We start from the raw sequence: 24,118 nt of genomic DNA, 5'->3' as shown, positions 1-24,118 counted from the left end.
TTCGCGGGTGAACCCGCTCCCACAGCGACCGTGCACTTTTTGAAGGTTGTGCACTACTACTGTGGGAGCGGGCGTGCCCGCGAAAGGGCCAGGTCAGGCTGACGCAGCCACCTGCGCCGGTCGCTTGATCTGCGGCTGCGAAGCGTTGGCCGCCGCACCCTCTTCGATTGCCTGTTGAATCGCCTTGCGACGACGCTCTTCGGCACGGCGGCTGAAGAACCAGACAAAGAAGGTGACCAGCGATACCGACAGCAAAATCAGGCTGGCCACTGCGTTGATTTCAGGCTTCACGCCCAGGCGCACCGCCGAGAACACTTCCATCGGCAAGGTGGTCGAGCCCGGGCCGGACACGAAGCTGGCCAGTACCAGGTCGTCCAGCGACAGGGCGAACGACATCATGCCGCCCGCCGCCAGCGATGGCGCGATCATCGGGATGGTGATCAGGAAGAACACCTTCCACGGCTTGGCACCCAGGTCCATCGCCGCCTCCTCGATCGACAGGTCCAGCTCACGCAGGCGAGCCGACACAACCACCGCCACATACGCCGCACAGAACGTTGTATGGGCGATCCAGATGGTGACGATACCGCGCTCCTGCGGCCAGCCGATCATCTGCGCCATGGCCACGAACAGCAGCAACAGCGACAGACCGGTGATCACTTCGGGCATTACCAGCGGCGCGGTGACCAGGCCACCGAACAGCGTGCGGCCCTTGAACCGGGTGACCCGGGTCAGCACGAAGGCCGCCAGGGTACCCAGCGCCACCGCAGCCACCGCCGTGTAGCAGGCAATTTCCAGCGAGCGCATCACCGAACCCATCAGCTGGGTGTTGTCGAGCAGGCCGACGTACCACTTGATCGACCAGCCGCCCCACACCGTCACCAGTTTGGAGGCGTTGAACGAGTAGATCACCAGGATCAGCATCGGCAGGTAGATGAACAGCAAGCCGAGCACCAGCATCAGCTTGGAGAAACTGAAGCGTTTCATGCGCGGCCCTCCATCTCTTTGGCCTGGCTACGGTTGAACAGCAGGATCGGCACGATCAGGATCGCCAGCATCACCACTGCCAGGGCAGATGCCACCGGCCAGTCGCGGTTGTTGAAGAACTCCTGCCACAGCACTTTACCGATCATCAGGGTTTCCGGGCCGCCGAGCAGTTCAGGGATCACGAACTCGCCCACCACTGGGATGAACACCAGCATGCAACCGGCGATGATGCCGTTCTTCGACAGCGGCACGGTAATTTTCCAGAAGCTGTTGAAGGTACTCGACCCCAGGTCCGAAGCAGCCTCCAGCAGCGAAGGGTCGTGCTTCACCAGGTTGGCGAACAGCGGCAGGATCATGAACGGCAGGTACGAATAGACCACGCCTATGTACACCGCCAGGTTGGTGTTGAGGATCTGCAACGGCTGATCGATCAGCCCGGTCCACATCAGGAAGCCATTGAGCAGGCCGTTGTTGCTGAGGATACCCATCCACGCGTAGACGCGAATCAGGATCGCCGTCCAGGTCGGCATCATGATCAGCAGCAGCAGGACCGTCTGGGTTTCCTTCTTGGCGTTGGCAATGGCATAGGCCATTGGGTAGCCGATCAGCAGGCACAACAGGGTGCTGAAGAAGGCCATCTTCAGCGAGCCAAGGTAAGCCGAAATATACAGCTCATCCTCGGTCAGCAGGCCGTAGTTGGCCAGGTTGAGCACCAGCTGGATCTTGTCTTCGACGTAGGTGTAGATCTCGGTGTACGGCGGGATCGCGACGTCGGCTTCGGCGAAGCTGATCTTCAGCACGATGAAGAACGGCAGCATGAAGAACAGGAACAGCCAGATGAACGGCACGCCGATCACCAGGTGTCGCCCCTCCGGGGTAATGCGCTGGAAGGCTCGCTTGAGCTTGCGCAGTTTCATGACCGCAGTACCACGCCGCTGTCGTCTTCCCACCACACGTACACTTCATCGCCCCAGGTCGGGCGCGTGCCCTGGCGCTCGGCGTTGGCGACGAACGACTGCACGACCTTGCCGCTCGGCAGCTCGACGTAGAACACCGAGTGGCCACCCAGGTAGGCGATGTCGTGGACCTTGCCGCGCGACCAGTTGTGCTCGAACTCGGGCTGCTTGGTGGTGACCAGCAGTTTCTCCGGGCGCAGGGCGTAGGTGATGTGCTTGTCTTCCACCGAGGTGGTGATGCCGTGGCCGACGTAGATCTTGCGCTCCAGCTCTGGGCTGGCAATGATCGCGTGGCCTTCGGCGTCATCGACCACATCACCTTCGAACAGGTTGACGTTACCGATGAACTCGCACACCAGGCGGCTGGTAGGTGTCTCGTAGATGTCGACCGGCGAGCCGATCTGGGCGATCCAGCCCAAGTGCATGATGGCGATGCGCTGGGCCATGGTCATGGCCTCTTCCTGATCGTGGGTCACCATCACGCAGGTCACACCCACACGCTCGATGATCTCTACCAGTTCCAGCTGCATCTGCGAACGCAGCTTCTTGTCCAGCGCGCCCATCGGTTCGTCGAGCAGCAGCAGCTTGGGGCGCTTGGCCAACGAGCGGGCCAGGGCCACGCGCTGGCGCTGGCCACCGGACAGCTGGTGCGGCTTGCGCTTGGCGTACTGGGTCATATGCACCAGCTTGAGCATCTCCGCCACGCGGGCATCGATCTCGGCCTTGGCCATCTTGTCCTGCTGTAGGCCAAAGGCGATGTTCTGCGCCACGGTCATGTGCGGGAACAGCGCGTAGGACTGGAACATCATGTTGATCGGCCGCTCGTAAGGCGGCATGTCGGTGATATCGACGCCATCGAGGAAGATACGCCCTTCAGTCGGGCGTTCGAAGCCAGCCAGCATGCGCAGCAAGGTGGACTTGCCAGAGCCGGAACCACCCAGCAGGGCGAAGATCTCGCCCTTGCGGATTTCCAGGGACACATCGTCCACGGCTACGGTTTCGTCGAATTTTTTCGTGACCCGGTCGATCTTGACCAGCACCTGCTTGGGTTGCTGGCCACCCTCGAGGGCTTTCTTATAGGCACCGGAGGCAACTGCCATGAGTGAAACTCCCAACAAGATTTTTGTGCCCGCGTGGCCTGTTCTGCAGGTGCCGGCGCGGGTCTGGATTTTTACTTGCCCGACTTGACCTTGGTCCAGCTACGGGTCATCAGCCGTTGCACCTTGGGTGGCAACTCTGAGTTCACGAACATCTTGTCCAGCACTTCCTGCGGTGGGTAAACCGCGGCGTCAGTCCTCACGGCCTGGTCCATCAGGTCGCCAGCCTTGGGGTTCGGGTTGGCGTAACCGACGTAATCACTGACCTGGGCGATAACCTCAGGTTTCAGCAAATAGTTGATGAAGGCGTGCGCCTCCTTGACGTTCTTGGCGTCCTTGGGGATCGCCAGCACGTCGAACCAGAGGTTGCCGCCTTCCTTGGGAATGGCGTAGGCCAGGTTCACGCCCTTCTTCGCTTCTTCTGCGCGGGCCTTGGCCTGGAACACATCACCCGAGAAGCCTGCCGCGACGCAGATGTCGCCGTTGGCCAGGTCGGTGATGTACTTGGACGAATGGAAGTAGGTCACGTAAGGGCGCACCGCCAGCAGTTTCTGCTCGGCCTTGGCGTAATCCTTGGCATCAGTGCTGTTGGGGTTCAGGCCCATGTAGTTGAGCACTGCGGGGAGCATTTCGTCCGCCGAGTCGAGGAAGGCCACACCACACTTGGAGAGCTTCTTCATGTTCTCGGGTTCGAACAGCACGGCCCAGGAGTCGATGGTGTCCACGCCCAGCGCGGCTTTCACCTTGTCGACGTTGTAGCCGATACCATTGGTGCCCCATAGGTAAGGCACCGCGTACTGGTTACCCGGGTCGTTCTTTTCCAGGCGCTTCATCAACGCCGGGTCGAGGTTGGAATAGTTGGGCAGCAGGTTCTTGTCGAGCTTCTGGAAAGCGCCCGCCTTGATCTGCTTGCCGAGGAAATGGTTGGACGGCACTACCACGTCATAGCCGGTGTTGCCGGCCAGCAGCTTGCCTTCCAGGGTTTCGTTGGAGTCGAATACATCCTGCACGGGTTTGATGCCCGTGGCTTTCTCGAAGTCCGCGAGTGTGGTCGGGCCGATGTAGTCGGACCAGTTATAGAAGTGCACCGTTGGCGCCGCTTGGACGCTGCATGCCAGCGTCAGGCCCGCGCCGGCCATCAAGGCCTTGCGGAATACAGAAATAGACAAGTGGGTGGTCCTCACAATCAGTGCCTGGGTAGCGACAATGCTGCCGCACACGCAAAACCGGCGCGCAACTTACCTTCGCAGCTTCGATGCCGCAATCATCAATTGCCTTTCACAGGCCCTGGGCCGGGAATCCCCAGCCCAGGGATGTTTCATCGGGCTTACTTGCCCGACTTGATCTTGGTCCAGCTGCGGGTGATCACACGCTGTACCGAAGCATCAGGCGCAGCGATCGCGTACAGCTGCTTCTTCACTTCGGCAGGCGGGTAGATGCTTGGGTCGCTGGAGATGTCCTTGTCCACCATCGCGGTAGCCGCCTTGTTGCCGTTCGGGAAGCGCACGGCATTGGTGATCTCAGCCATGATTTCCGGCTGCATCAGGAAATTCATGAACTGGTAGGCAGCGTCTTTGTGCTCGGCATCTTTAGGGATGGCGACCATGTCGTAGAAAGTACCGGCACCTTCTTTCGGAATGACGTAGTCCACTTTCACCTTGTCGCCAGCTTCGTGGGCGCGGGCCTTGGACTGCTCCAGGTCACCCGAGTAACCGACGGCCACGCAGATGTTGCCGTTGGCCATGTCGCCGATGTACTTGGACGAGTGGAAGTAGGTGATCGAAGGACGGATCTTGAGGAACAGGTCCTCGGCGGCCTTCAGGTCTTCTTTCTTGGTGCTGTTGCTTGGCAGGCCCAGGTAGTGCAGCGCGGCTGGCAGCATTTCGGTCGGGGCATCCAGGAAGCTCACACCGCAGCTCTTGAGCTTGGCGATATTCTCAGGCTTGAACACCGCGTCCCACGAGTCGATCTTGTCCACACCCAGCGCGGCCTTGACCTTCTCCGGGTTGTAGCCGATGCCGATCGAGCCCCACATGTACGGGAAGGCGTGCTTGTTGCCTTGGTCGCTGGCATCGCCGACGGCCTTGAGCAGGTCTTCGTCGAGGTTCTTCCAGTTCGGCAGCTTGGAACGGTCCAGTTCTTCGTACACGCCAGCCTTGATTTGCTTGGCCAGGAAGTTGTTGGACGGCACCACGATGTCGTAACCCGATTTGCCGGCCAGCAGCTTGGCTTCAAGGGTTTCGTTGCTGTCGAAAACGTCGTACTTGACCTTGATGCCAGTCTGTTTCTCGAACTTGGCGATGGTGTCCGGAGCGATGTAGTCCGACCAGTTGTAGACGTTCAACACCTTGTCTTCAGCCTGAACAGCGGAGGCCATGGCACCCATAAGGGCGGCGGCCAGCAACGTCTTGCCCATTTTCTTCATGCGTAATGCTCCAGAATTTTTTTGTTTAGCCTTCCGTTCAGCAGCCAGGACCCACGGTGCAGAGCGCGCGGCGACTGAAACAGTCGCTAGTCTGGCAAGTTACAAGGCCCTGTTTCAAGGAAAGCAGGGCGTTGTAACGACTTAATGTCACATCGCTAGCCTAGCAGGTGCTCAGTTGATCGCCTCGAGCGTCAGGTCCAGGCATTTGCGCGCCTTTTCCACCAGCTCGTCGATCTCCGCATGGCTGATCACCAGCGGCGGCGCGATGATCATGGTGTCACCCACCGCGCGCATGATCAGGCCGTTTTCAAAGCAGAAGTTGCGGCAGATCATGCCTACGCCCTTGCCTTCGTAACGGCTACGGGTGGCCTTGTCCTTGACCAGCTCGATCGCGCCGAGCAGGCCCAGGCCACGTACCTCGCCAACCAGCGGGTGGTCCCGCAGCTCACGCAACCGCTTTTGCAAATACGGTGCCGCTTCCGTGCGCGCCTTCTCGACAATTTTCTCGTCGCGCAGGATGCGCAGGTTTTCCAGACCCACCGCGGCCGCCACCGGGTGGCCGGAATAGGTGAAACCATGGTTGAAGTCACCGCCTTCGCTGATCACCTTGGCCACGGTGTCACGCACAATCACACCGCCCATGGGGATGTAGCCGGACGTCAGGCCCTTGGCGATGGTCATCAGGTCGGGTTCGAGCCCGTAGTAGTCAGAGCCGAACCACTCACCGGTACGGCCGAAACCGCAGATCACTTCGTCGGCGACAAACAGGATGTCGTACTTGGCGAGGATCTCCTTCACCTTCGGCCAGTAGGTCTCGGGCGGAATGATCACGCCACCGGCACCCTGGATAGGTTCGGCGATAAAGGCGGCGACATTGTCTTCGCCAACTTCGAGAATTTTCTTCTCCAGTTGCTCGGCAGCCCAGACACCGAATTCATCCGGGGTCATGTCGCCGCCTTCACCGAACCAGTACGGCTGCGGGATATGCACGATGCCCGGAATCGGCAAGCCGCCCTGCTCGTGCATGCCGCTCATGCCGCCCAGGCTGGCGCCAGCCACGGTAGAGCCGTGGTAGCCGTTGACCCGGCTGATGATGGTCTGCTTGTGTGGCTTGCCCTTCAGCGCCCAGTAGTGGCGGACCATGCGCAGCACAGTGTCGTTGCCTTCGGAGCCAGAGCCGGTGAAGAACACATGGGTCATGCCTTCCGGCGCCACGTCTGTGATCGCCTTGGCCAGCTCCAGCGCTGGCGGGTGGGCGGTCTGGAAGAACAGGTTGTAGTACGGCAGCTCGCGCATCTGCTTTTCGGCCGCCTGTACCAGTTCCTCACGGCCGTAGCCGACCGCCACACACCACAGGCCGGCCATGCCGTCGAGAATCTTGTGCCCCTCGCTATCCCACAAATGCACACCCTGGGCCTTGGTGATGATGCGCGGCCCCTTCTCCTTCAGCTGCTTGTAATCACTGAAGGGTGCCAGGTGGTGCTCGCCGCTCAGGGTTTGCCATTCACGGGTTTGCGGGTTGATGACGCTCATGTGCCTCTCCATTTTCCGGCGGCCGCGCGGGCGGCCTCAGGGTTGATCAGACAGCGAACAGCAGGAACTCACGCTCCCAGGAGCTGATGACGCGTTTGAAGTTTTCGTGCTCGGCACGCTTGGTGGCGACGTAACCGGTAATGAATTTCTTGCCCAGGTACTGGACGAGCGCACGGCTGTTTTCCATGCGTTCCAAGGCATCTTCGATGGTCAGGGGCAGGCGCAGGTTGCGGCGTTCGTAACCACGACCCTGCACCGGCGCGCTGGCCTCGATGCCTTCGACCATGCCGATGTAGCCACACAGCAGGCTGGCGGCGATGGCCAGGTAAGGGTTGGCGTCGGCGCCCGGCAGGCGGTTCTCGACCCGGCGGCTTTGTGGGCCGGCATCCGGCACGCGCAGGCCGACGGTGCGGTTTTCTTCGCCCCACTCCACGTTCACCGGGGCCGAGGTGTCGGGCAGGAAGCGGCGGAACGAGTTGACGTTGGGGGCGAACAGCGGCAGGGCCTCGGGGATGAACTTCTGCAAGCCACCGATGTGGTGCAGGAACAGCTCGCTCATGCTGCCGTCTGCATTGCTGAAGATGTTCTTGCCGGTGGCCACGTCGACCACGCTCTGGTGCAGGTGCATGGCACTGCCCGGCTCGCCGGTCATCGGCTTGGCCATGAAGGTGGCGGCCACGTTGTGCTTGAGCGCTGCCTCGCGCATGGTGCGTTTGAACACCAGGATCTGGTCGGCCAGGTGCAGGGCGTCGCCGTGACGGAAGTTGATTTCCATCTGCGCCGTGCCGTCCTCATGGATCAGCGTGTCGAGGTCCAGCTGCTGCAGTTCGCACCAATCGTAGACATCTTCGAACAGCGGATCGAATTCGTTGGCAGCTTCGATCGAGAACGACTGGCGGCCGGTTTCCGGGCGGCCGGAGCGGCCTACCGGTGGCTGCAACGGGAAGTCCGGGTCTTCGCTGCGCTTGGTCAGGTAGAACTCCATCTCGGGCGCGACAATCGGCTGCCAGCCCTTGTCGGCGTAGAGTTTGAGGACTTTCTTCAACACGTTGCGCGGCGACAGCTCTACCGGGTTGCCTTTTTTGTCGTAGGTATCGTGGATCACCTGGGCCGTCGGCTCGATGGCCCACGGCACAAGGAACACGGCGTTCTCGTCGGGGCGACAGATCATGTCGATGTCGGCCGGATCGAGCAGTTCGTAATAGATGTCGTCGTCGACGTAGTCGCCAGTCACGGTCTGCAGCAGCACGCTCTCGGGCAGGCGCATGCCTTTTTCGGCGATGAATTTGTTGGTGGGCGAAATCTTGCCGCGCGTGATGCCGGTCAGGTCACTGATCATGCATTCGACTTCGGTGATCTTGTGCTCTTTCAACCAATCGGTGAGCTGGTCGAGGTTGTTACTCATAAATACCTCAGGAGGTAAGGTGGTCCGCGCCTTGATTCTGGATGGAGTAGATTGCTAAAGCAAAAACCCCCGCGCAGGCGGACACTGGATACACTGAAAACAAGCGTGTCCGTATGAGTTGGAAGGGCAGGAAAACGAAATCAAGGGCGGCATGCCGCTACGAGGACGGGTCCGAAGGCGCCAAGCGTCAATTATTGCGGCCAGGGCGGCCACGCCATTGACGAAGCTTGCAAAAACGAAAGAGGTACCCGTTGGCACTGCGCAGGCAGTGCTTTCAGGTCGCGGCAAGCGGACCATGTGACCCTCGTATTATTGTGTTCTGGGTTGAGACCGAGCTTAGCCTTGTTCATTTTTTTACACAACACCCGCGTAAAAAATAAAACACGGCGAGCTTGAGATAGCCCTTTACAAGAGAAATAGCGGATAATGGCATGCCCCGATATGCAGCAAATCTGCCGTAGATGTGCCATTTCAGGGCGTCATGGGGTTGGCTTGACATCAGTATGGCTTTTCGATTGACTGGTCCTGCAAGCCCCCCTTGATTGATATTTTTAACAACAAAGGTGTTGCATCATGTCGGTACCCCCGCGTGCCGTTCAGCTTAACGAAGCGAACGCGTTCCTTAAGGAACATCCTGAGGTTCTCTACGTTGACCTTCTGATTGCAGATATGAATGGTGTGGTGCGTGGTAAGCGCATTGAGCGCACCAGCCTCCACAAGGTTTACGAGAAAGGCATCAACCTGCCGGCCTCCCTTTTCGCCCTGGACATCAACGGTTCCACCGTCGAAAGCACCGGGCTGGGTCTGGATATCGGCGATGCTGATCGCATCTGCTATCCAATCCCCGACACGCTCTGTAACGAGCCGTGGCAAAAACGCCCTACCGCCCAGCTGCTGATGACCATGCACGAGCTGGAAGGCGAACCGTTCTTCGCCGACCCGCGCGAAGTACTGCGCCAGGTGGTGAGCAAGTTCACCGATATGGGCCTGACCATCTGTGCCGCATTCGAGCTGGAGTTCTACCTGATCGACCAGGAGAACGTGAATGGCCGCCCACAGCCACCGCGCTCGCCAATCTCGGGCAAGCGTCCGCAGTCGACTCAGGTGTACCTGATCGACGACCTCGACGAATATGCCGATTGCCTGCAGGACATCCTGGAAGGCGCGAAGGAACAAGGCATCCCGGCCGATGCCATCGTCAAGGAAAGCGCCCCGGCGCAGTTCGAAGTCAACCTGCACCACGTGGCCGACCCGCTCAAGGCCTGCGACTACGCGGTACTGCTCAAGCGCTTGATCAAGAACATTGCGTACGACCATGAAATGGACACCACCTTCATGGCCAAGCCCTACCCGGGCCAGGCGGGCAACGGCCTGCATGTACACATTTCCGTGCTGGACAAAGATGGCAACAACATCTTCACCAGCGAGGATCCCGAGCAGAACGCCGCGCTACGTCACGCTGTCGGCGGTGTGCTCGAGACCCTGCCCGCGTCCATGGCGTTCCTCTGCCCGAACGTCAACTCGTACCGCCGCTTTGGCGCGCAGTTCTACGTACCGAACGCGCCAAGCTGGGGCCTGGACAACCGCACCGTAGCGCTGCGCGTACCGACCGGCTCGGCCGATGCCGTGCGCATCGAGCACCGCGTCGCCGGTGCCGACGCCAACCCGTACCTGATGATGGCTGCCGTGCTGGCTGGCGTGCACCATGGCCTGACCAACAAGATCGAGCCAGGCGCGCCGATCGAAGGCAACTCGTACGAGCAGCTGGAGCAGAGCCTGCCGAACAACCTGCGCGATGCCCTGCGCGAGCTGGACGACAGCGAGATCCTCAACAAGTACATCGATCCGAAGTACATCGACATCTTCGTCGCGTGCAAGGAAAGCGAGCTGGAGGAGTTCGAGCACTCGATCTCCGACCTCGAGTACAACTGGTACCTGCATACCGTGTAAACAAAAACGCCGCCCCCATTGTGGGAGCGGCCTTGCGTCGCGATAGGGGTGCGAAGCGCCCCCAAGATTTGCGCATCAAGCTGATATTGTCGGGGCCGCTTTGCGGCCCTTTCGCGACGCAAGGCCGCTCCCACATGAGCTGCGGTACAGGCTTACAGGGGCTTCTCGAAAATCTTCGAATTGCGCTGATAGTTGTACAGCGAAGCCCGGGCCGCCGGCAGCCGCTCCACGCCACTCGGCGCAAAGCCACGTTCGCGGAACCAGTGAGCGGTACGCGTGGTAAGCACGAACAAGGTATTGAGGCCCATGTCCCGCGCCCGGCTCTCGATACGCTCCAGCAACTCGTCCCCACGCCCACCATGGCGGTATTCCGGGTTCACCGCCAGGCACGCCAGCTCCCCAGCCTCGGAATCGGCAATCGGGTACAACGCCGCACAGGCGATGATCATGCCTTCGCGCTCGACCACGCTGAACTGCTCGATCTCGCGCTCCAGTACCTCGCGCGAGCGACGTACCAGGATGCCCTGCTCTTCCAGTGGGCTGATCAGCTCCAGCAAGCCGCCTACGTCCTCGATGGTCGCCTCGCGCACCACTTCGAACTGCTCCTGTGACACCAGCGTACCGCCACCGCCTCGGGTGAACAGCTCGGTCAGCAGGGCGCCATCCTCGGCATAACTGACAATATGGCTACGCGCCACGCCGCCTTTGCAGGCTTCGGCGGCAGCATCCAGCAGTTCGCCCTGGTAATCGCTGCCCAAACGCTGCAGGTGCGGCGCTACCTGCTGCGGGCGCAGCTCGCGTACCAACTTGCCGTCGGCATCCAGCAGGCCCGGCTCGGCGCCGAACAGCAGCAACTTGTCGGCACCCAGCTCGATGGCAGCGCGGGTGGCAACGTCCTCGCAGGCCAAGTTGAAGATTTCACCCGTGGGCGAGTAGCCCAGCGGCGACAACAGCACGATGGACCGCTCGTCGAGCAGGCGGCTGATGCCCTTGCGGTCGACCCGGCGGACTTCGCCGGTGTGGTGGTAGTCCACCCCTTCGAGCACGCCGATCGGCCGTGCAGTGACGAGGTTGCCGGACGCCACGCGCAGGCGCGAGCCCTGCATCGGCGAAGCAGCGATGTCCATCGACAGGCGCGCCTCGATGGCCAGGCGCAGGGCGCCCACGGCGTCGATCACGCAGTCCAGCGTGGCCGCATCGGTAATGCGCAGGCCACGGTGGTAGTGCGGGGTCAGGCCGCGATCGGCTAGGCGGCTTTCGATCTGCGGGCGCGAGCCATGCACCAGCACCAGGCGTACGCCCAGGCTGTGCAGCAGCACCAGGTCGTGGACGATATTGCCGAAATTGGGGTGTTCCACCCCATCGCCAGGGAGCATGACCACGAAGGTGCAGTCGCGATGGGCATTGATGTACGGGGAGGCATGACGCAGCCAGTTAACGTAGTCGGGCATGACAGGGCCTGTGGATAAGTGGACGGAGAACGGCGATTCACGGGGCGTTCAGGATCATCGTCGGAACAGGCTTGCGGTCACGCGCGGTCTCCTCTAGGCAGGAACGAATCAGTTCGATTGACGTTTAGTGCAGGCAATAGTGCCGGATCAGGTCACGCAATAGACGCACGGTAGGCTCGATTCGTGACATTTCAAGGTATTCGCCAGGTTGGTGGGCACAGGCGATGTCGCCGGGGCCCAGCACGATGGTCTGGCAACCCAGCTGCTGAAGATAAGGCGCTTCGGTGCCGAACGCCACCGCTTCGGCGCGATGGCCGGTCAGGCGTTCCGCCACTTGTACCAGTTCGGCGTCAGCGTCCTGCTCGAACGGCGGCACTTCGGGGAACAGCGGCGCGTAGTCGATCCGCACCTCATGGCGCTCGGCCACCGGCACCAGCTTTTCGCGAATGGCCGCGCGCAGTTGCTCGACGTCCATGCCCGGCAGCGGTCGCAGGTCGAACTCCAGGGCGCACTGGCCGCAAATGCGGTTGGGGTTGTCGCCGCCGTGGATGCAGCCGAAGTTCATGGTCGGGGTCGGCACGGTGAACTGCGGGTTGCGATAGGTTTGCTGCCACTGCTGGCGCAAGCCCATCAGCTCGCCCATTACCGCGTGCATGGCCTCCAGGGCGCTGCGGCCCAGGCTTGGGTCCGACGAATGGCCGCTGCGCCCAAGGATGTCGATGCGATCCATGAGGATACCCTTGTGCATGCGGATCGGCCGCAGGCCGGTGGGCTCGCCGATCACCGCTGCACGGCCCAAGGGCTGACCAGCCTCAGCCAGGGCACGGGCGCCAGACATCGAGCTCTCTTCGTCGCAGGTGGCGAGGATCAGCAGCGGCTGCTTGAAATCGTGCTCCAGCAGCGGAATGACAGCTTCGATAACCAAGGCGAAGAAGCCTTTCATGTCGCAGCTGCCCAGGCCGACCCAGCGGCCATCGGCCTCGGTCAGCTTCAGCGGGTCGCTGCTCCACAGCTGTTCGTCGTAGGGTACCGTGTCGCTGTGCCCGGCCAGCACCAGGCCGCCTGGGCCTGTGCCACGGCTGGCCAGCAGGTTGAACTTGCCGGGGGTGACTTGCTGGATATCGCATTTGAAGCCCAGGTCACCCAGCCAGCTGGCCAGCAGGTCGATGACCTGCCGGTTGGACTGGTCCAACGCAGGCTGGGTGCAACTGACCGAAGGCGCAGCGATCAAGGCGGCAAACTGGTCTTTCAGCGTCGGCAACGGCATGCGCGTACTCCTCGGAAGCGTCACCCATCATAACAATGCCTATCGTTCGCAGGGCAAGCCCGCGAAGAAGGCACCAGGATCCAACAGTCGACAGCCGACTACTGTAAACTCCTTGCCAACCACGCCCCCTCCTTCGAGTCTGTGATGCACAAAGAAACCGAACTCAAGCTCCGCGCCAGCCGCGAGACCCTTGCCGCCCTGCGCGAGCACCCTCTGCTGAAAAAGCGCAACAAGTCCGGCTGGCAGACCCGCGAACTGACCAACCAGTACTTCGATACCCCTGAGCGTGAACTGTCCGCCGCGCGTGTGGCCCTGCGCCTGCGCCGCGATGGCGATGTGGTTATCCAGACCCTCAAGTGCCGCGGTCAGAGCGTGGCGGGGCTCTCCGAGCGCAACGAGTACGAGTGGAATCTCGACAAGGCCAAGCTCGACCTGAAAAAGCTCGACGCCACCTGCTGGCCTGAGCAATTGGCGGACCTGGACAAAAAGACCATCAAGCCACTGTTCACCACCGATTTCACCCGCGAGTTCGCTGAAATCGCCTGGGGCCGTGGCAAAAGCAAGGTAGTGATCGAGGCCGCACTGGACCAGGGCTTCGTGGTCGCCGGCAAGCGCAAGGAAGAAATCTGCGAGCTGGAGCTGGAACTGCGCGAAGGTGAGCCGCAGGCACTACTGGAACTGGCTGCCGAGCTGGCCGCCAGCCTGCCGCTGATGCCTTGCGACATCAGCAAGGCCGAGCGTGGCTACCGCCTGCTGGAGCCGGACAGCTACGAGCTGGGCCTGCCAGCCACCGAGCTGGAAGCCGAAATGGCCGTGGACGACGCCTACGCCGCACTGGCCTGGCAGCTGCTGGGCAGCAGCCAGCGCCTGGCCGAGCAATTTCGCCACAACGGCCACTGGCGCCTGCTTCAGGACTGGGTCGAGTGCTTGAGCGAGCTGCGTGCCCTCACCGCCAGCCTTGGCCAGGCCGCGCCGCGTGCCACTACCCGCGAACTGCGCAGCAGCCTGGACGCCCTGCTCGAAGACTGGCGCCCGCTGGTGCACGCTGGCAACGATGACGAAGACATCCGCCGCGCCGCGCCTGAGCAGTTTGCCGAAGAACTGGAAGACGTGCGCTGGGGCCAGTTCTCGCTGGAAACCTCGCGCTGGCTGCTGGCCCGTGCCTGGACCGTGGAGCGTAAAGGCCGTGGCGAACGCCAGGGCAAGGCGCAGCTGGCCAGCTGGATGGGGCACTTGCTGGGCGAAGAAGGCCGTGCGCTGAAGCTGCCGCTGTACACCCAACGCCCGGAAGACCTGGCCGAGCAGTTGCCGCGCCTCGAACAGCTGCTGGCCTGGCTGCATCATGCGCGCCAGGTGCTGGAAGCGCCGCAGATGGACCGCCTGTATGGCGACCTGAAGAAACTGCACGAGTTGGCCGAGCTGCCGATCAGCGATGAAGTCCTGGAAGCCCGCATCGAACAGGCTCGGGCAGTGGACCAGAGCCGCGGCTGGAAGCACCTGCTCAAGGCGTGATACCGCGTCGCCTGCTTCGCGGGTAACACGCTCCTACAAAGGGTTCGCGCCAGGCGTGAGGCCGGTGTAGAAGCGGGTTTACCCGCGAATGGCCTCACCGCGACAGCGGCAGGCTGGTGGTGGACTTGATTTCGGACAGCGCCACAATCGAGTTCACCTCCTGTATACCCGGCACGTTCGACAGCTTTTCAAAGAAGAAACGCTCGTAGGCTTCTATGTCCGACGTGACGATACGCAGCAAAAAATCCACTGCCCCCATCAGCACATAACACTCCAGCACCTCCGGAAAGCCGCGGATCGCCTCGGTAAACTCGGTAAAGTTGGAACGCCCATGGGCATTGAGCTTTACCTCGGCGAAAATCTGCGTGTTCAGGCCGACCTTCTTGCGGTCGAGCAAAGTCACCTGCCCACGAATTATCCCCTCCTCCTTCAAGCGCTGAATACGCCGCCAGCACGGCGATTGCGACAGCCCGACACGCTCGGCGATCTGGGCGCTGGACAGCGAAGCGTCCTCTTGCAGCAGTTCGAGAATCCGCCGGTCGTAAGCGTCCAGCTCGCTGTGCATTTTTAAGTCTCCATATCGGCTTATGTTGGATTAAATGATTCGCTATAAATCGAATATAACTAAATCATAGCGAAAAAATACCGCCCACAACGTGCAAGAATTTCTCCGACATTTGCGGAGACCATTATGAACGCACAGCCCCGTACCGACGCCTGGGCCGCCCACAACGCCCACAGCACCGTGCATTACCGCCTGCAAGCCGACGCAGAGCCCGACACCCTTTGTCGGGTGCTCAACCTGTTCGCCCTGCAGTTCCTCACGCCGCACAGCGTGCAGGTCAGCCAGCAGGATGACTGGCTGGATATCGAAGTGGGTGTCGGCGGCCTGAGCTGGCACCGGGCCGAGGTGATTGCGCAGAAACTCCGTAACCTGGTGTGTGTGGGCGAGGTGAGCCTGAACAACCTGCAACGTCTGGAGCTGGCAGTCGTATAAGCCTGCACCGGCCCTATCGCCGGCACAGGCACAGCAAAATCCCGAAACCCTTCGCGCATGATGATCCCGCCCCACGCGGCTAGCCTTGTTCAGCCCATCCCTACAGGCACGGACGCCAATCATGCACACCCCCGAGAACCCGGCACTCGACCTCAACCGCGTGCTCCAGGCCCTGCTCGCTGACCAATGCCTGCATGCCAACGACACCCTGAACGTGCTTGAACACGCCGCCGCCGACCCCACCCGCCACCCACTGGAACAAATCGCCGCCTGCAGCCTGGAAAACCGCCAGCACCCCGGCCAGCCGCTGGACCTCGATCACCTCTGCCAATGGCTGGCGAGCAAGGTTGGCCAACCCTACCTACGCATCGATCCCATCCAGCTCGACCTGCCCCAGGTCAGCGGCCTGATCTCTCCGGCCTTCGCCCAGCGCCACGGCATCCTTATCGTCGCCGCCGACGCCACTAGCGTTACCGTCGCCAGCGCTCAGCCCTATCAGGATGACTGGCAGGCTGACCTGGCCCGCAGCCTCGGCCGGCCAATCCGTCGCGTGCTGGCCAGCCCGTTGCAGATCCGCCAGTCAGGCCAGTCGTTCCAGCGCCTGGCCCAGTCGGTGAAAGGGGCGCAACACCAGCAAGCCGCCAGCCTGGGCGAACTTGAGCAATTGCTGGAGCTGGGCAAGCGCCAATCCGAGGCCAGCGCCGACGACGCCCACATCGTGCATATCGTCGACTGGCTGCTGCAGTACGCCATCGAACAACGCGCCAGCGATATTCACCTTGAACCCCGCCGCGACCAGGGTCAGCTGCGCTACCGCATCGACGGCCTGCTGCATAACGTGTACGCCTTCCCTGCCGGGGTCACCCTGGCGCTAGTCAGCCGCCTGAAGCACCTGGGTCGCATGGATGTGGCGGAAAAGCGCCGCCCACAGGACGGCCGGCTGCAAAGCCGACTGCCAGGCGGCGGTGAGGTGGAACTACGGCTATCGACCCTGCCAACCCCGTTTGGCGAGAAGCTGGTGCTGCGCCTGTTTGACCCGAACCAGCTGCAAGATGGCTTCGACCGCCTCGGCCTGCAAGGCCAGCAGCTGGCCCAGTGGCAAGCCCTGCTGCGCCAGCGCCAAGGGATCATCCTGGTCACTGGCCCAACCGGCTCCGGCAAGACCAGTACGCTGTATGCCAGCCTCAAGCTGCTGGCGACACCCCAAGTCAACCTGTGCACCATCGAGGATCCGATCGAACGCCTGGAACCGGCCTTCAACCAGTTGCAGGTCCAGCCAGCCTTGGACCTGGGCTTTGCCGACGGCGTGCGGGCCCTGCTGCGACAGGATCCGGACATCATCATGGTTGGCGAAATCCGCGATCGCGAAACTGCCTTGGTGGCGGTGCAGGCAGCCCTGACCGGGCACCTGGTGCTGTCCACTCTGCATACCAACGACGCCTGCGCGGCAATTACCCGCCTGCAAGAACTGGGTGTAGCCGATTACCTGATAAAGGCGACGCTGATCGCCGTGATGGCCCAGCGCTTGGTGCGCACCTTGTGCACGGATTGCCAAGTGACTGCATCGGGCAATTGCCGAACCTGCCGGGGCACCGGCTTTCACGGGCGTACGGGTTTGTTCGAACTGCTCGAGCCCAGTGACAACCTGCGTGCATTGATCGGCCCGAACGCCGACCTGAACCATCTACGGCGCCAGGCAGTGCTCGACGGCCTGGTTGATCTGCGCCGTTGCGGCGAAGCGAAAGTGGCCTGTGGGCAGACGCGTGAGGAGGAGGTGCTGCGCGTCTGTAGCTGACGAAAAGCCCACTGTATTCAGGAACTTGCCTCGTTGAAAAAGATCCAACCGCGCATCTTCAACCCTCACCCTTCGAGGTGTTTCAACATGCGTCTCAAAACCGCCATCGCCGCCGCTGCCTTGCTTTCGCTGCCTATAGGCTCGGCCATGGCCGATACCTTCTGGCGTAACGTAATGACCTCCGGTGCTACTACGGCATCGAGCTACCTGACCTCGCGGGATCACAAGCTGGTAGTGGCCGCGCAGGATGACGCCAGCAGCTTCGTCGCCAGTGAAGGCGCGATCCGTGGGCCGTTCCTGGAAGCAGCCATGCGCCAGGCCCGGGCCGAGCACCCAGGGCTGCAGGCTTCGGACATGGAATTGGCCAATGCCATCCTGGCCAAGAATGCAGTAGTCGAGTAACCGCCTTGCCTGCTTCGCGGGCCTCCCCCGCGAAGCAGGCGACACTAGTCTTCTGCCCTACCGGTAAGCGTCCACCGGTACACACGCACAGAACAGATTGCGGTCTCCATACACGTTGTCCACCCGGTTTACCGCCGGCCAGTACTTGTGCTGGCGGACATGGGCACTGGGCGCCACCGCCTGCTCCAGGCTATAGGGCCTGTCCCACACGCCCAGCACATCGGCCAAGGTATGCGGCGCATGCTTGAGCGGGTTGTTCTCCGCTGGCCAGTTACCCTCCTGCACCTCGGCAATCTCCGCACGAATCGCCAGCATCGCCTCGACAAAGCGGTCCAGCTCAGCCTTGGACTCACTCTCCGTCGGCTCCACCATCAGCGTACCCGGCACCGGAAACGACATGGTCGGCGCATGGAAGCCATAGTCCATCAGGCGCTTGGCCACGTCCTCCTCGCTGATACCGGTCAGCGCCTTCAACGGCCGCAGGTCGAGGATACACTCGTGCGCCACACGCTGGTTGCGCCCGCGGTAAAGCACCGGAAACGCGCCGCCCAGCTGGCTGGCCAAGTAGTTGGCTGACAGGATCGCCACCTCACTGGCGTCGGCCAGCTGCGGGCCCATCATGGCGATGTACATCCAGCTGATCGGCAGGATGCTCGCACTGCCCCAGGGTGCGGCACTGACCGCGCTGTTGTTCGGGTCCAGGCCGGGCACTGGTACTACCGGGTGGCTGGCGACGAACGGCTTGAGGTGCCCGCGAATGCCGATCGGCCCCATGCCCGGCCCTCCTCCGCCATGGGGGATGCAGAAGGTCTTGTGCAGGTTCATGTGTGAAACATCGGCGCCGATGTCCGCCGGCCGCGCCAGGCCCACCTGGGCATTGAGGTTGGCGCCGTCCATGTATACCTGGCCGCCGTGCTGATGCACCACTTCGCAAATTTCGCGAATGCCCTCTTCGTACACCCCGTGGGTCGAAGGGTAGGTGATCATCAGGCACGACAACCGCTCGCCGGCCGCGCTGGCCTTGGCTTTGAGATCGACCAGGTCGACGTTGCCGTCATTATCGCAATCGACGATCACCACCTCCATGCCGGCCATTTGCGCCGACGCCGGGTTGGTGCCGTGGGCCGACGACGGTATCAGGCACAACGTGCGCTGAGGCTGGTGGCGGCTGCGGTGATAACGGGTAATGGCCATCAGCCCGGCGTATTCGCCCTGGGCGCCAGAGTTGGGCTGCATGCAGATGGCATCGAAGCCGGTGATTGCGCACAGCCAGCTCTCAAGCTCGTCGATCATCGCCTTGTAGCCGATGGCCTGCCCCGCCGGGGAAAACGGGTGTAGCTGGGCAAACCCGGGCCAGGTGATCGGGATCATCTCGCTGGTGGCATTGAGCTTCATGGTGCACGAGCCCAGCGGAATCATCGATTGGTTCAGCGCCAGGTCCTTGTTCTCCAGCTGCTTGAGGTAGCGCAGCATCTCGGTTTCGCTGTGGTGCAGGTTGAACACCGGGTGAGCGAGGAACGGGGTACGCCGCACCAGGCTGGCGGGGATACCTTCGGGCATGGCCAACTGATCAAGGGCGGCAATCTCCTGGCCGTGATCCACCCCCAGGAAGATATCCAGCAGGCGCAACACCGTCTGTTCGTTGCAGGTTTCGTCCAGGCTAACGCCCAGGTGGCCGCGGCCCAGTATGCGCAGGTTGATCTGCGCGGCTTCAGCGCTTTCGATTATCGCGGCCTGGGCGCCACCGACATTCAGGGTGAGAGTGTCGAAGAAATGCTGGTTGAGGCGCTGGATGCCTTTGGCTTCCAGCCCGGCGGCCAGGATGAAGGTCAGCCGGTGCACGCGCTGGGCAATGCGTTGCAGGCCTTCCGGGCCGTGGTAGACGGCATAGAAGCCGGCGATGTTGGCCAGTAGCACCTGCGCCGTGCAGATGTTGGAGTTGGCCTTCTCGCGGCGGATATGCTGTTCGCGGGTCTGTAGGGCCATACGCAGCGCGGTGTTGCCACGGGCATCACGCGATACGCCGATGATGCGCCCGGGCATGGCCCGCTTGTAGTCGTCGCGACAGGCGAAATAGGCCGCGTGGGGGCCGCCGTAACCCATCGGCACCCCAAAGCGCTGGGTCGAGCCCAAGACCACATCGGCGCCCAGCTCACCAGGTGGCGCGAGCACCACCAGGCTCAACAAGTCGGCCGCCACGCAAGCCAGGGCCTGCTGGCTGTGCAACTGATCGATCAGCGGGCGCAGGTCGCGCACTTCCCCATGGGTATCGGGGTATTGCAGCAAGGCGCCGAACACCGAATGGCTGGCCAGGTTATCCACAGAGTCGACGATCAGCTCGAAGCCAAAGCCCTCTGCGCGGGTCCTGAGTACCGACAAGGTCTGTGGGTGGCAGTGCTCATCGGCGAAGAACGCATTGCTCTTGTTGCGTGCCACCCGCTTGGCCAGGGCCATGGCCTCGGCCGCGGCGGTGGCTTCATCGAGCAGCGAAGCATTGGCCAGCGCCAAACCAGTGAGGTCGATGACCATCTGCTGGAAGTTCAACAACGCCTCCAGCCGGCCTTGGGCAATTTCAGGCTGGTAGGGCGTGTACGCAGTGTACCAACCGGGGTTTTCCAGTACGTTGCGCAGGATGACCGTGGGGGTGATGGTGCCGTGGTAGCCCATGCCGATCAGGCTGGTCCAGACCTGGTTTTGCGCGGCGTAGCCAGCAAGCTTGGCCAAGGCAGCCTGCTCGTCCAGCGCCGGTGGCAGGTCGAGGGGGCGGTTGAGGCGGATGTCTGGCGGTACGGTCTGCTCGATCAGCTCATTGCGACTGGCGATGCCCAGCGCGTTGAGCATGGCTTGTTGCTCCGAGGCATCCGGACCTAAGTGGCGACGCAGGAACGGGTTGAGCTCTTGCAGTTGGTGCAGGGATGGCGACTGGGACATGACGACGCTCTCTTCCTGGAACAGCTCTCATGGAGACTTACAAGTCTAGGAAGGGATTGCCGATTGTGCGGGGAAACTTGTTTGCAGGCCTGGCCTCTTCGCGAGGCTGCCCGCCCCACAGGTTAATCACCCGCCAGCGGCGGGCACTATCGCTGTGGGAGCGGGCGATGAGGTCTTACTCGCCGATGGCGGCCTGATAGCCAGCAGCATCAAGCAGCTTGTCCAGCTCGGCAGGGTTGCTTGGCTTCAGCTTGAAGATCCACGCAGCGTAAGGTTCTTCGTTGAGCTGTTCCGGGCTATCGGCCAGTTCTTCGTTAACGGCGATCACTTCGCCACCCACCGGGGCGTAAATATCAGAAGCGGCCTTGACCGACTCCACCACACCCGCAGCGTCGCCAGCGCCAAACACTTTGCCGACTTCAGCCAGCTCTACGAACACCACGTCACCCAGGGCTTGCTGGGCGTGGTCGCTGATGCCCACGGTCACTGTACCGTCGGCTTCCAGGCGCGCCCACTCGTGGCTTTCGGCAAAACGCAGGTCGGCGGGGATATTGCTCATGTCTTGAATTCCTCGATTGGCTCAGCGGTACGCCCGCCGGTTAAAAATTGTTCAGATCAGGATCTTTCCGTGGCGCACGAAAGTCGGTTTGACTACCCGCACCGGGTACCACTTGCCGCGAATTTCCACCTCGGCCCGGTCACCGGTCGCCATGGGCACGCGCGCCAAGGCAATGGATTTGCTCAGCGTAGGCGAGAAACTACCACTGGTGATCTCCCCTTCGCCAATGCCGGATACACGCACGACCTGATGGGCACGCAGCACGCCGCGCTCTTCCAGCACCAGGCCGACCAGTTTTTCCTGCACACCCTGCTCGATTTCCTTCAGCAGGCCGGTGCGGCCGATGAAGTCACGCCCGGCCGGCTCCCAGGCGATGCTCCAGCCCAGGTTGGAGGTAAGGGGGGTGTGGGCTTCGTCGATGTCCTGGCCGTAGAGGTTCATGCCGGCTTCCAGGCGCAAGGTGTCACGGGCGCCAAGGCCGCTGGGGGCGATGCCCGCGCCGACCAGGTCGTTGAAAAAGGCCACGGCCTGCTCACCCGGGAAGATGATCTCCAGGCCGTCCTCGCCGGTATAACCGGTGCGGGCGATGAACCAGTCGCCGTCGGTAACGCCTTCAAAGGGGCGCAGTTCGCGGATCAACGCGGCGCGTGCGGGGCTGAGCAGGGCTGCAACTTTCTCGCGAGCGTATGGCCCCTGGATGGCAAGGATGGCCAGGTCGGGGCGGACCTGGAAGCCCACGTTAAAACTGGCACGCTGCAGTTGCAGCCAGTCGAGCACCCTGGCCCGGGTGGCGGCGTTGGTGACCAGGCGATAGCCGGATTCAGTACGATAGACGATCAGATCATCGATCACCCCGCCCAGTTCGTTCAGCAGCGGGCTGTACAGCGCCATGCCGGTGCCTTCGAGGCGTGCCACGTCATTGGCCAGCAGGCGCTGTAGCCAAACGGTAGCATCGGTGCCGTCGACATCGATCACGGTCATGTGGGAAACATCGAAGACGCCGCAGTCGCTGCGCACCTGATGGTGCTCCTCGACCTGCGAGCCGTAGTGCAGGGGCATGTCCCAGCCACCAAAATCGACCAGCTTGGCGCCTAGCGCCAGGTGCAGGTCATACAAAAGCGTGCGCTGTCCCATGGGTTTCTCCTTCCGGGCGTGGCGAAGCGGCGGTGGTCGATGACGTTGATCGTCAGCTCTTCTTGTTCAACACCCACCGCGCGAATGCCGCGCATTGTAGCCGCAAGGTCGCAAGCTGGCATCCTCAGTGACTGTGACCGGGTCGACGGGCCGAACGACGGATCAGGCCGATGACCGGCAGTAAGCCCACCAGCACCAAGGTCAGCGCCGGCAGCGAAGCACGCGCCCACTCGCCTTCGCTGGTCATCTCGAACACGCGCACGGCAAGGGTGTCCCAGCCGAACGGCCGCATCAGCAAGGTGGCCGGCATTTCCTTGAGGACGTCGACGAACACCAGCAAGGCGGCGCTAAGAACACCAGGTACCAGCAGCGGCAGATACACCTTGCAAAACAATCTCACGCCACCAACACCCAGGCTGCGCGAAGCCTCTGGCAATGACGGGCGGATGCGTTCCAGGCTGCTCTCCAGTGGCCCGTAAGCGACTGCGATGAAGCGCACCAGGTAGGCCAGCAGCAACGCCGACAGGCTACCCAGCAGCAACGGTTTGCCCGCCCCGCCCAGCCAGCCGGACAGTGGGATGACCAGGTTGTTGTCGAGGTAACTGAAGGCCAGCATGATCGACACCGCCAGCACCGAACCGGGCAAGGCATAACCCAGGTTGGCCATGCCTATCCCGGCGCGAATGGCGCCGGTCGGCGCCTGGCGCCGGGCAAAAGCCAGCAGCAGCGCCACACACACCGTAACCAGCGCAGCCATCCCGCCCAGGTACAAGGTGTGCAGCACCAAGCCGACGTAGCGCTCATCCAGGTCATGCCGCCCGCGCTGCCAGAACCACACCAGCAGCTGCAGCAGGGGTATCACGAAGGCGCAGGCGAACACCAGCAGGCACCAGCCGCTGGCCAACACCGCCTTGAGCCCGCGCAGGTGATAAAGCGCCTGACCACGCGGCCGCTCGTTACCACTGCGGCTGGCCCCGCGGGCGCGGCGCTCGCCGTACAGCACCAGCATCACCGCCAACAGCAGCAGGCTGGCCAGCTGGGCCGCACTGGACAGGCTGAAGAAGCCGTACCAGGTCTTGTAGATGGCGGTGGTGAAGGTGTCGAAGTTGAATACCGCTACAGCACCAAAGTCGGCCAGGGTTTCCATCAGCGCCAGGGCGATGCCGGCGCCGATTGCCGGCCGCGCCATGGGCAGGGCCACGCGCCAGAATGCCTGCAAGGGAGAGAGCCCCAGTACCCGCGCGGCTTCCATCAGGCCCTTGCCTTGGGCCATGAAGGCAGTGCGCGCCAGCAGGTAGACGTAGGGATAGAACACCAGCACCAGAACGATGATTACCCCGCCGGTGGAGCGTACCCGTGGCAAGCGCATTGGCCCGAACACCTCACGCAACGCACTTTGCACCGGGCCGGCGAAATCCAGCAGGCCGACGAAAACGAATGCCAGCACGTAGGCAGGGATGGCGAACGGCAACATCAGCGCCCAGTCCAGCCAGCGCCGGCCAGGGAACTCGCACAGGCTGGTGAGCCAGGCCAGGCTGACGCCCAGGACAGTGACGCCGATGCCTACGCCGACTACCAGGGCCAGGGTATTGCCCAGCAGCCGGCTCATCTGGGTGTCGAGAAGGTGCGACCAGATCTGCAGGTCGACGGATTGCCAGGACAACAGCAGCACGCTCAGGGGCAGCAGCACCAAGGCGGCGATCATGGCGACCGGGAG

Annotated in this window: 19 protein-coding genes; 5 read left to right on the top strand and 14 right to left on the bottom strand. The window is 62.3% G+C overall.

The features are described from left to right. Positions 1 to 93: 93 nt before the first annotated feature. The 7 genes from OO258_RS04525 to OO258_RS04495 all read right to left on the bottom strand — a co-directional run bounded on the left by OO258_RS04525 (position 94) and on the right by OO258_RS04495 (position 8,403). Entirely contained in the window at positions 94 to 987 is an 894-nt protein-coding gene (locus OO258_RS04525; protein WP_266029002.1) for an ABC transporter permease subunit, read from the bottom strand. Then, on the bottom strand, positions 984 to 1,904 hold the full coding sequence (locus OO258_RS04520) for an ABC transporter permease subunit (RefSeq protein ID WP_009681714.1): 921 nt from the start codon (positions 1,902 to 1,904) through the stop codon (positions 984 to 986). Before OO258_RS04520 ends, OO258_RS04525 begins: the two co-directional genes overlap by 4 nt. Beyond that, positions 1,901 to 3,043 carry a polyamine ABC transporter ATP-binding protein gene (gene potA, locus OO258_RS04515; RefSeq protein ID WP_110743329.1) on the bottom strand — a complete coding sequence of 381 codons (1,143 nt, stop codon included), beginning with the start codon at positions 3,041 to 3,043 and terminating at the stop codon, positions 1,901 to 1,903. The genes OO258_RS04520 and potA overlap by 4 nt, the downstream gene beginning before the upstream one ends. Before the next feature lie 71 nt (positions 3,044 to 3,114). Further along, positions 3,115 to 4,209, bottom strand: a complete 1,095-nt coding sequence (locus OO258_RS04510) for a polyamine ABC transporter substrate-binding protein (protein WP_266029001.1) — start codon at positions 4,207 to 4,209, stop codon at positions 3,115 to 3,117. 158 nt (positions 4,210 to 4,367) lie between these two features. Continuing rightward, positions 4,368 to 5,465 (bottom strand): polyamine ABC transporter substrate-binding protein, encoded by a 1,098-nt coding sequence (locus tag OO258_RS04505; RefSeq protein WP_266029000.1) that lies wholly within the window; start codon positions 5,463 to 5,465, stop codon positions 4,368 to 4,370. A 171-nt stretch (positions 5,466 to 5,636) separates the two neighbouring features. Next, positions 5,637 to 6,998, bottom strand: coding sequence for an aspartate aminotransferase family protein (locus tag OO258_RS04500; protein WP_266028999.1), 1,362 nt, complete (start codon positions 6,996 to 6,998; stop codon positions 5,637 to 5,639). Positions 6,999 to 7,044: 46 nt separating this feature from the next. After that, the gene (locus OO258_RS04495) at positions 7,045 to 8,403 is read right to left on the bottom strand and encodes a glutamine synthetase family protein (RefSeq protein ID WP_009681719.1); all 1,359 of its coding nucleotides are present in this window, start codon (positions 8,401 to 8,403) and stop codon (positions 7,045 to 7,047) included. A gap of 573 nt (positions 8,404 to 8,976) precedes the next feature. Between OO258_RS04495 and OO258_RS04490 the strand changes: the two genes are divergently transcribed. Next, entirely contained in the window at positions 8,977 to 10,353 is a 1,377-nt protein-coding gene (locus OO258_RS04490) for a glutamine synthetase family protein (RefSeq protein ID WP_014592784.1), read from the top strand. 152 nt (positions 10,354 to 10,505) lie between these two features. On the opposite strand, the gene argA is transcribed toward OO258_RS04490, so the two are convergent. Then, positions 10,506 to 11,804, bottom strand: a complete 1,299-nt coding sequence (argA, locus tag OO258_RS04485) for an amino-acid N-acetyltransferase (protein ID WP_110743333.1) — start codon at positions 11,802 to 11,804, stop codon at positions 10,506 to 10,508. A gap of 124 nt (positions 11,805 to 11,928) precedes the next feature. Further along, a complete protein-coding gene (argE, locus tag OO258_RS04480) occupies positions 11,929 to 13,071 on the bottom strand; it encodes an acetylornithine deacetylase (protein WP_266028998.1) in 1,143 nt (380 codons plus the stop codon). A gap of 144 nt (positions 13,072 to 13,215) precedes the next feature. Here argE and OO258_RS04475 point away from each other — a divergent pair, with 144 nt between their 5' ends. Continuing rightward, positions 13,216 to 14,583, top strand: coding sequence for a CYTH domain-containing protein (locus OO258_RS04475; protein WP_266028997.1), 1,368 nt, complete (start codon positions 13,216 to 13,218; stop codon positions 14,581 to 14,583). Positions 14,584 to 14,677: 94 nt separating this feature from the next. On the opposite strand, the gene OO258_RS04470 is transcribed toward OO258_RS04475, so the two are convergent. Next, positions 14,678 to 15,148, bottom strand: a complete 471-nt coding sequence (locus OO258_RS04470; protein WP_110743336.1) for an Lrp/AsnC family transcriptional regulator — start codon at positions 15,146 to 15,148, stop codon at positions 14,678 to 14,680. Between the two features lie 126 nt (positions 15,149 to 15,274). Between OO258_RS04470 and OO258_RS04465 the strand changes: the two genes are divergently transcribed. The 3 genes from OO258_RS04465 (at position 15,275) to OO258_RS04455 (ending at position 17,777) form a co-directional block, all read left to right on the top strand. Next, on the top strand, positions 15,275 to 15,580 hold the full coding sequence (locus OO258_RS04465) for a hypothetical protein (protein ID WP_266028996.1): 306 nt from the start codon (positions 15,275 to 15,277) through the stop codon (positions 15,578 to 15,580). A gap of 121 nt (positions 15,581 to 15,701) precedes the next feature. After that, positions 15,702 to 17,375: a GspE/PulE family protein gene (locus OO258_RS04460; RefSeq protein WP_266028995.1), complete on the top strand. Its 1,674-nt coding sequence runs from the start codon at positions 15,702 to 15,704 to the stop codon at positions 17,373 to 17,375. An 87-nt stretch (positions 17,376 to 17,462) separates the two neighbouring features. Further along, positions 17,463 to 17,777, top strand: a complete 315-nt coding sequence (locus OO258_RS04455) for a DUF2388 domain-containing protein (protein WP_266028994.1) — start codon at positions 17,463 to 17,465, stop codon at positions 17,775 to 17,777. A gap of 57 nt (positions 17,778 to 17,834) precedes the next feature. Here OO258_RS04455 and gcvP read toward each other — a convergent pair whose 3' ends face one another. The 4 genes from gcvP to OO258_RS04435 all read right to left on the bottom strand — a co-directional run bounded on the left by gcvP (position 17,835) and on the right by OO258_RS04435 (position 24,106). Beyond that, positions 17,835 to 20,708, bottom strand: a complete 2,874-nt coding sequence (gene gcvP / locus OO258_RS04450; RefSeq protein ID WP_266028993.1) for an aminomethyl-transferring glycine dehydrogenase — start codon at positions 20,706 to 20,708, stop codon at positions 17,835 to 17,837. A gap of 175 nt (positions 20,709 to 20,883) precedes the next feature. Next, positions 20,884 to 21,267 carry a glycine cleavage system protein GcvH gene (gcvH, locus tag OO258_RS04445; RefSeq protein ID WP_266028992.1) on the bottom strand — a complete coding sequence of 128 codons (384 nt, stop codon included), beginning with the start codon at positions 21,265 to 21,267 and terminating at the stop codon, positions 20,884 to 20,886. Positions 21,268 to 21,318: 51 nt separating this feature from the next. Further along, complete coding sequence (gene gcvT / locus OO258_RS04440) at positions 21,319 to 22,401, bottom strand: glycine cleavage system aminomethyltransferase GcvT (protein ID WP_266028991.1); 1,083 nt, start codon at positions 22,399 to 22,401, stop codon at positions 21,319 to 21,321. Positions 22,402 to 22,525: 124 nt separating this feature from the next. Further along, on the bottom strand, positions 22,526 to 24,106 hold the full coding sequence (locus OO258_RS04435) for an ABC transporter permease (RefSeq protein WP_266029112.1): 1,581 nt from the start codon (positions 24,104 to 24,106) through the stop codon (positions 22,526 to 22,528). Positions 24,107 to 24,118: the final 12 nt, after the last annotated feature.

This window comes from Pseudomonas sp. DCB_BI, from assembly GCF_026240995.1.
GTDB lineage: Bacteria > Pseudomonadota > Gammaproteobacteria > Pseudomonadales > Pseudomonadaceae > Aquipseudomonas.
This window is presented reverse-complemented; position numbering and strand designations above follow the sequence as displayed.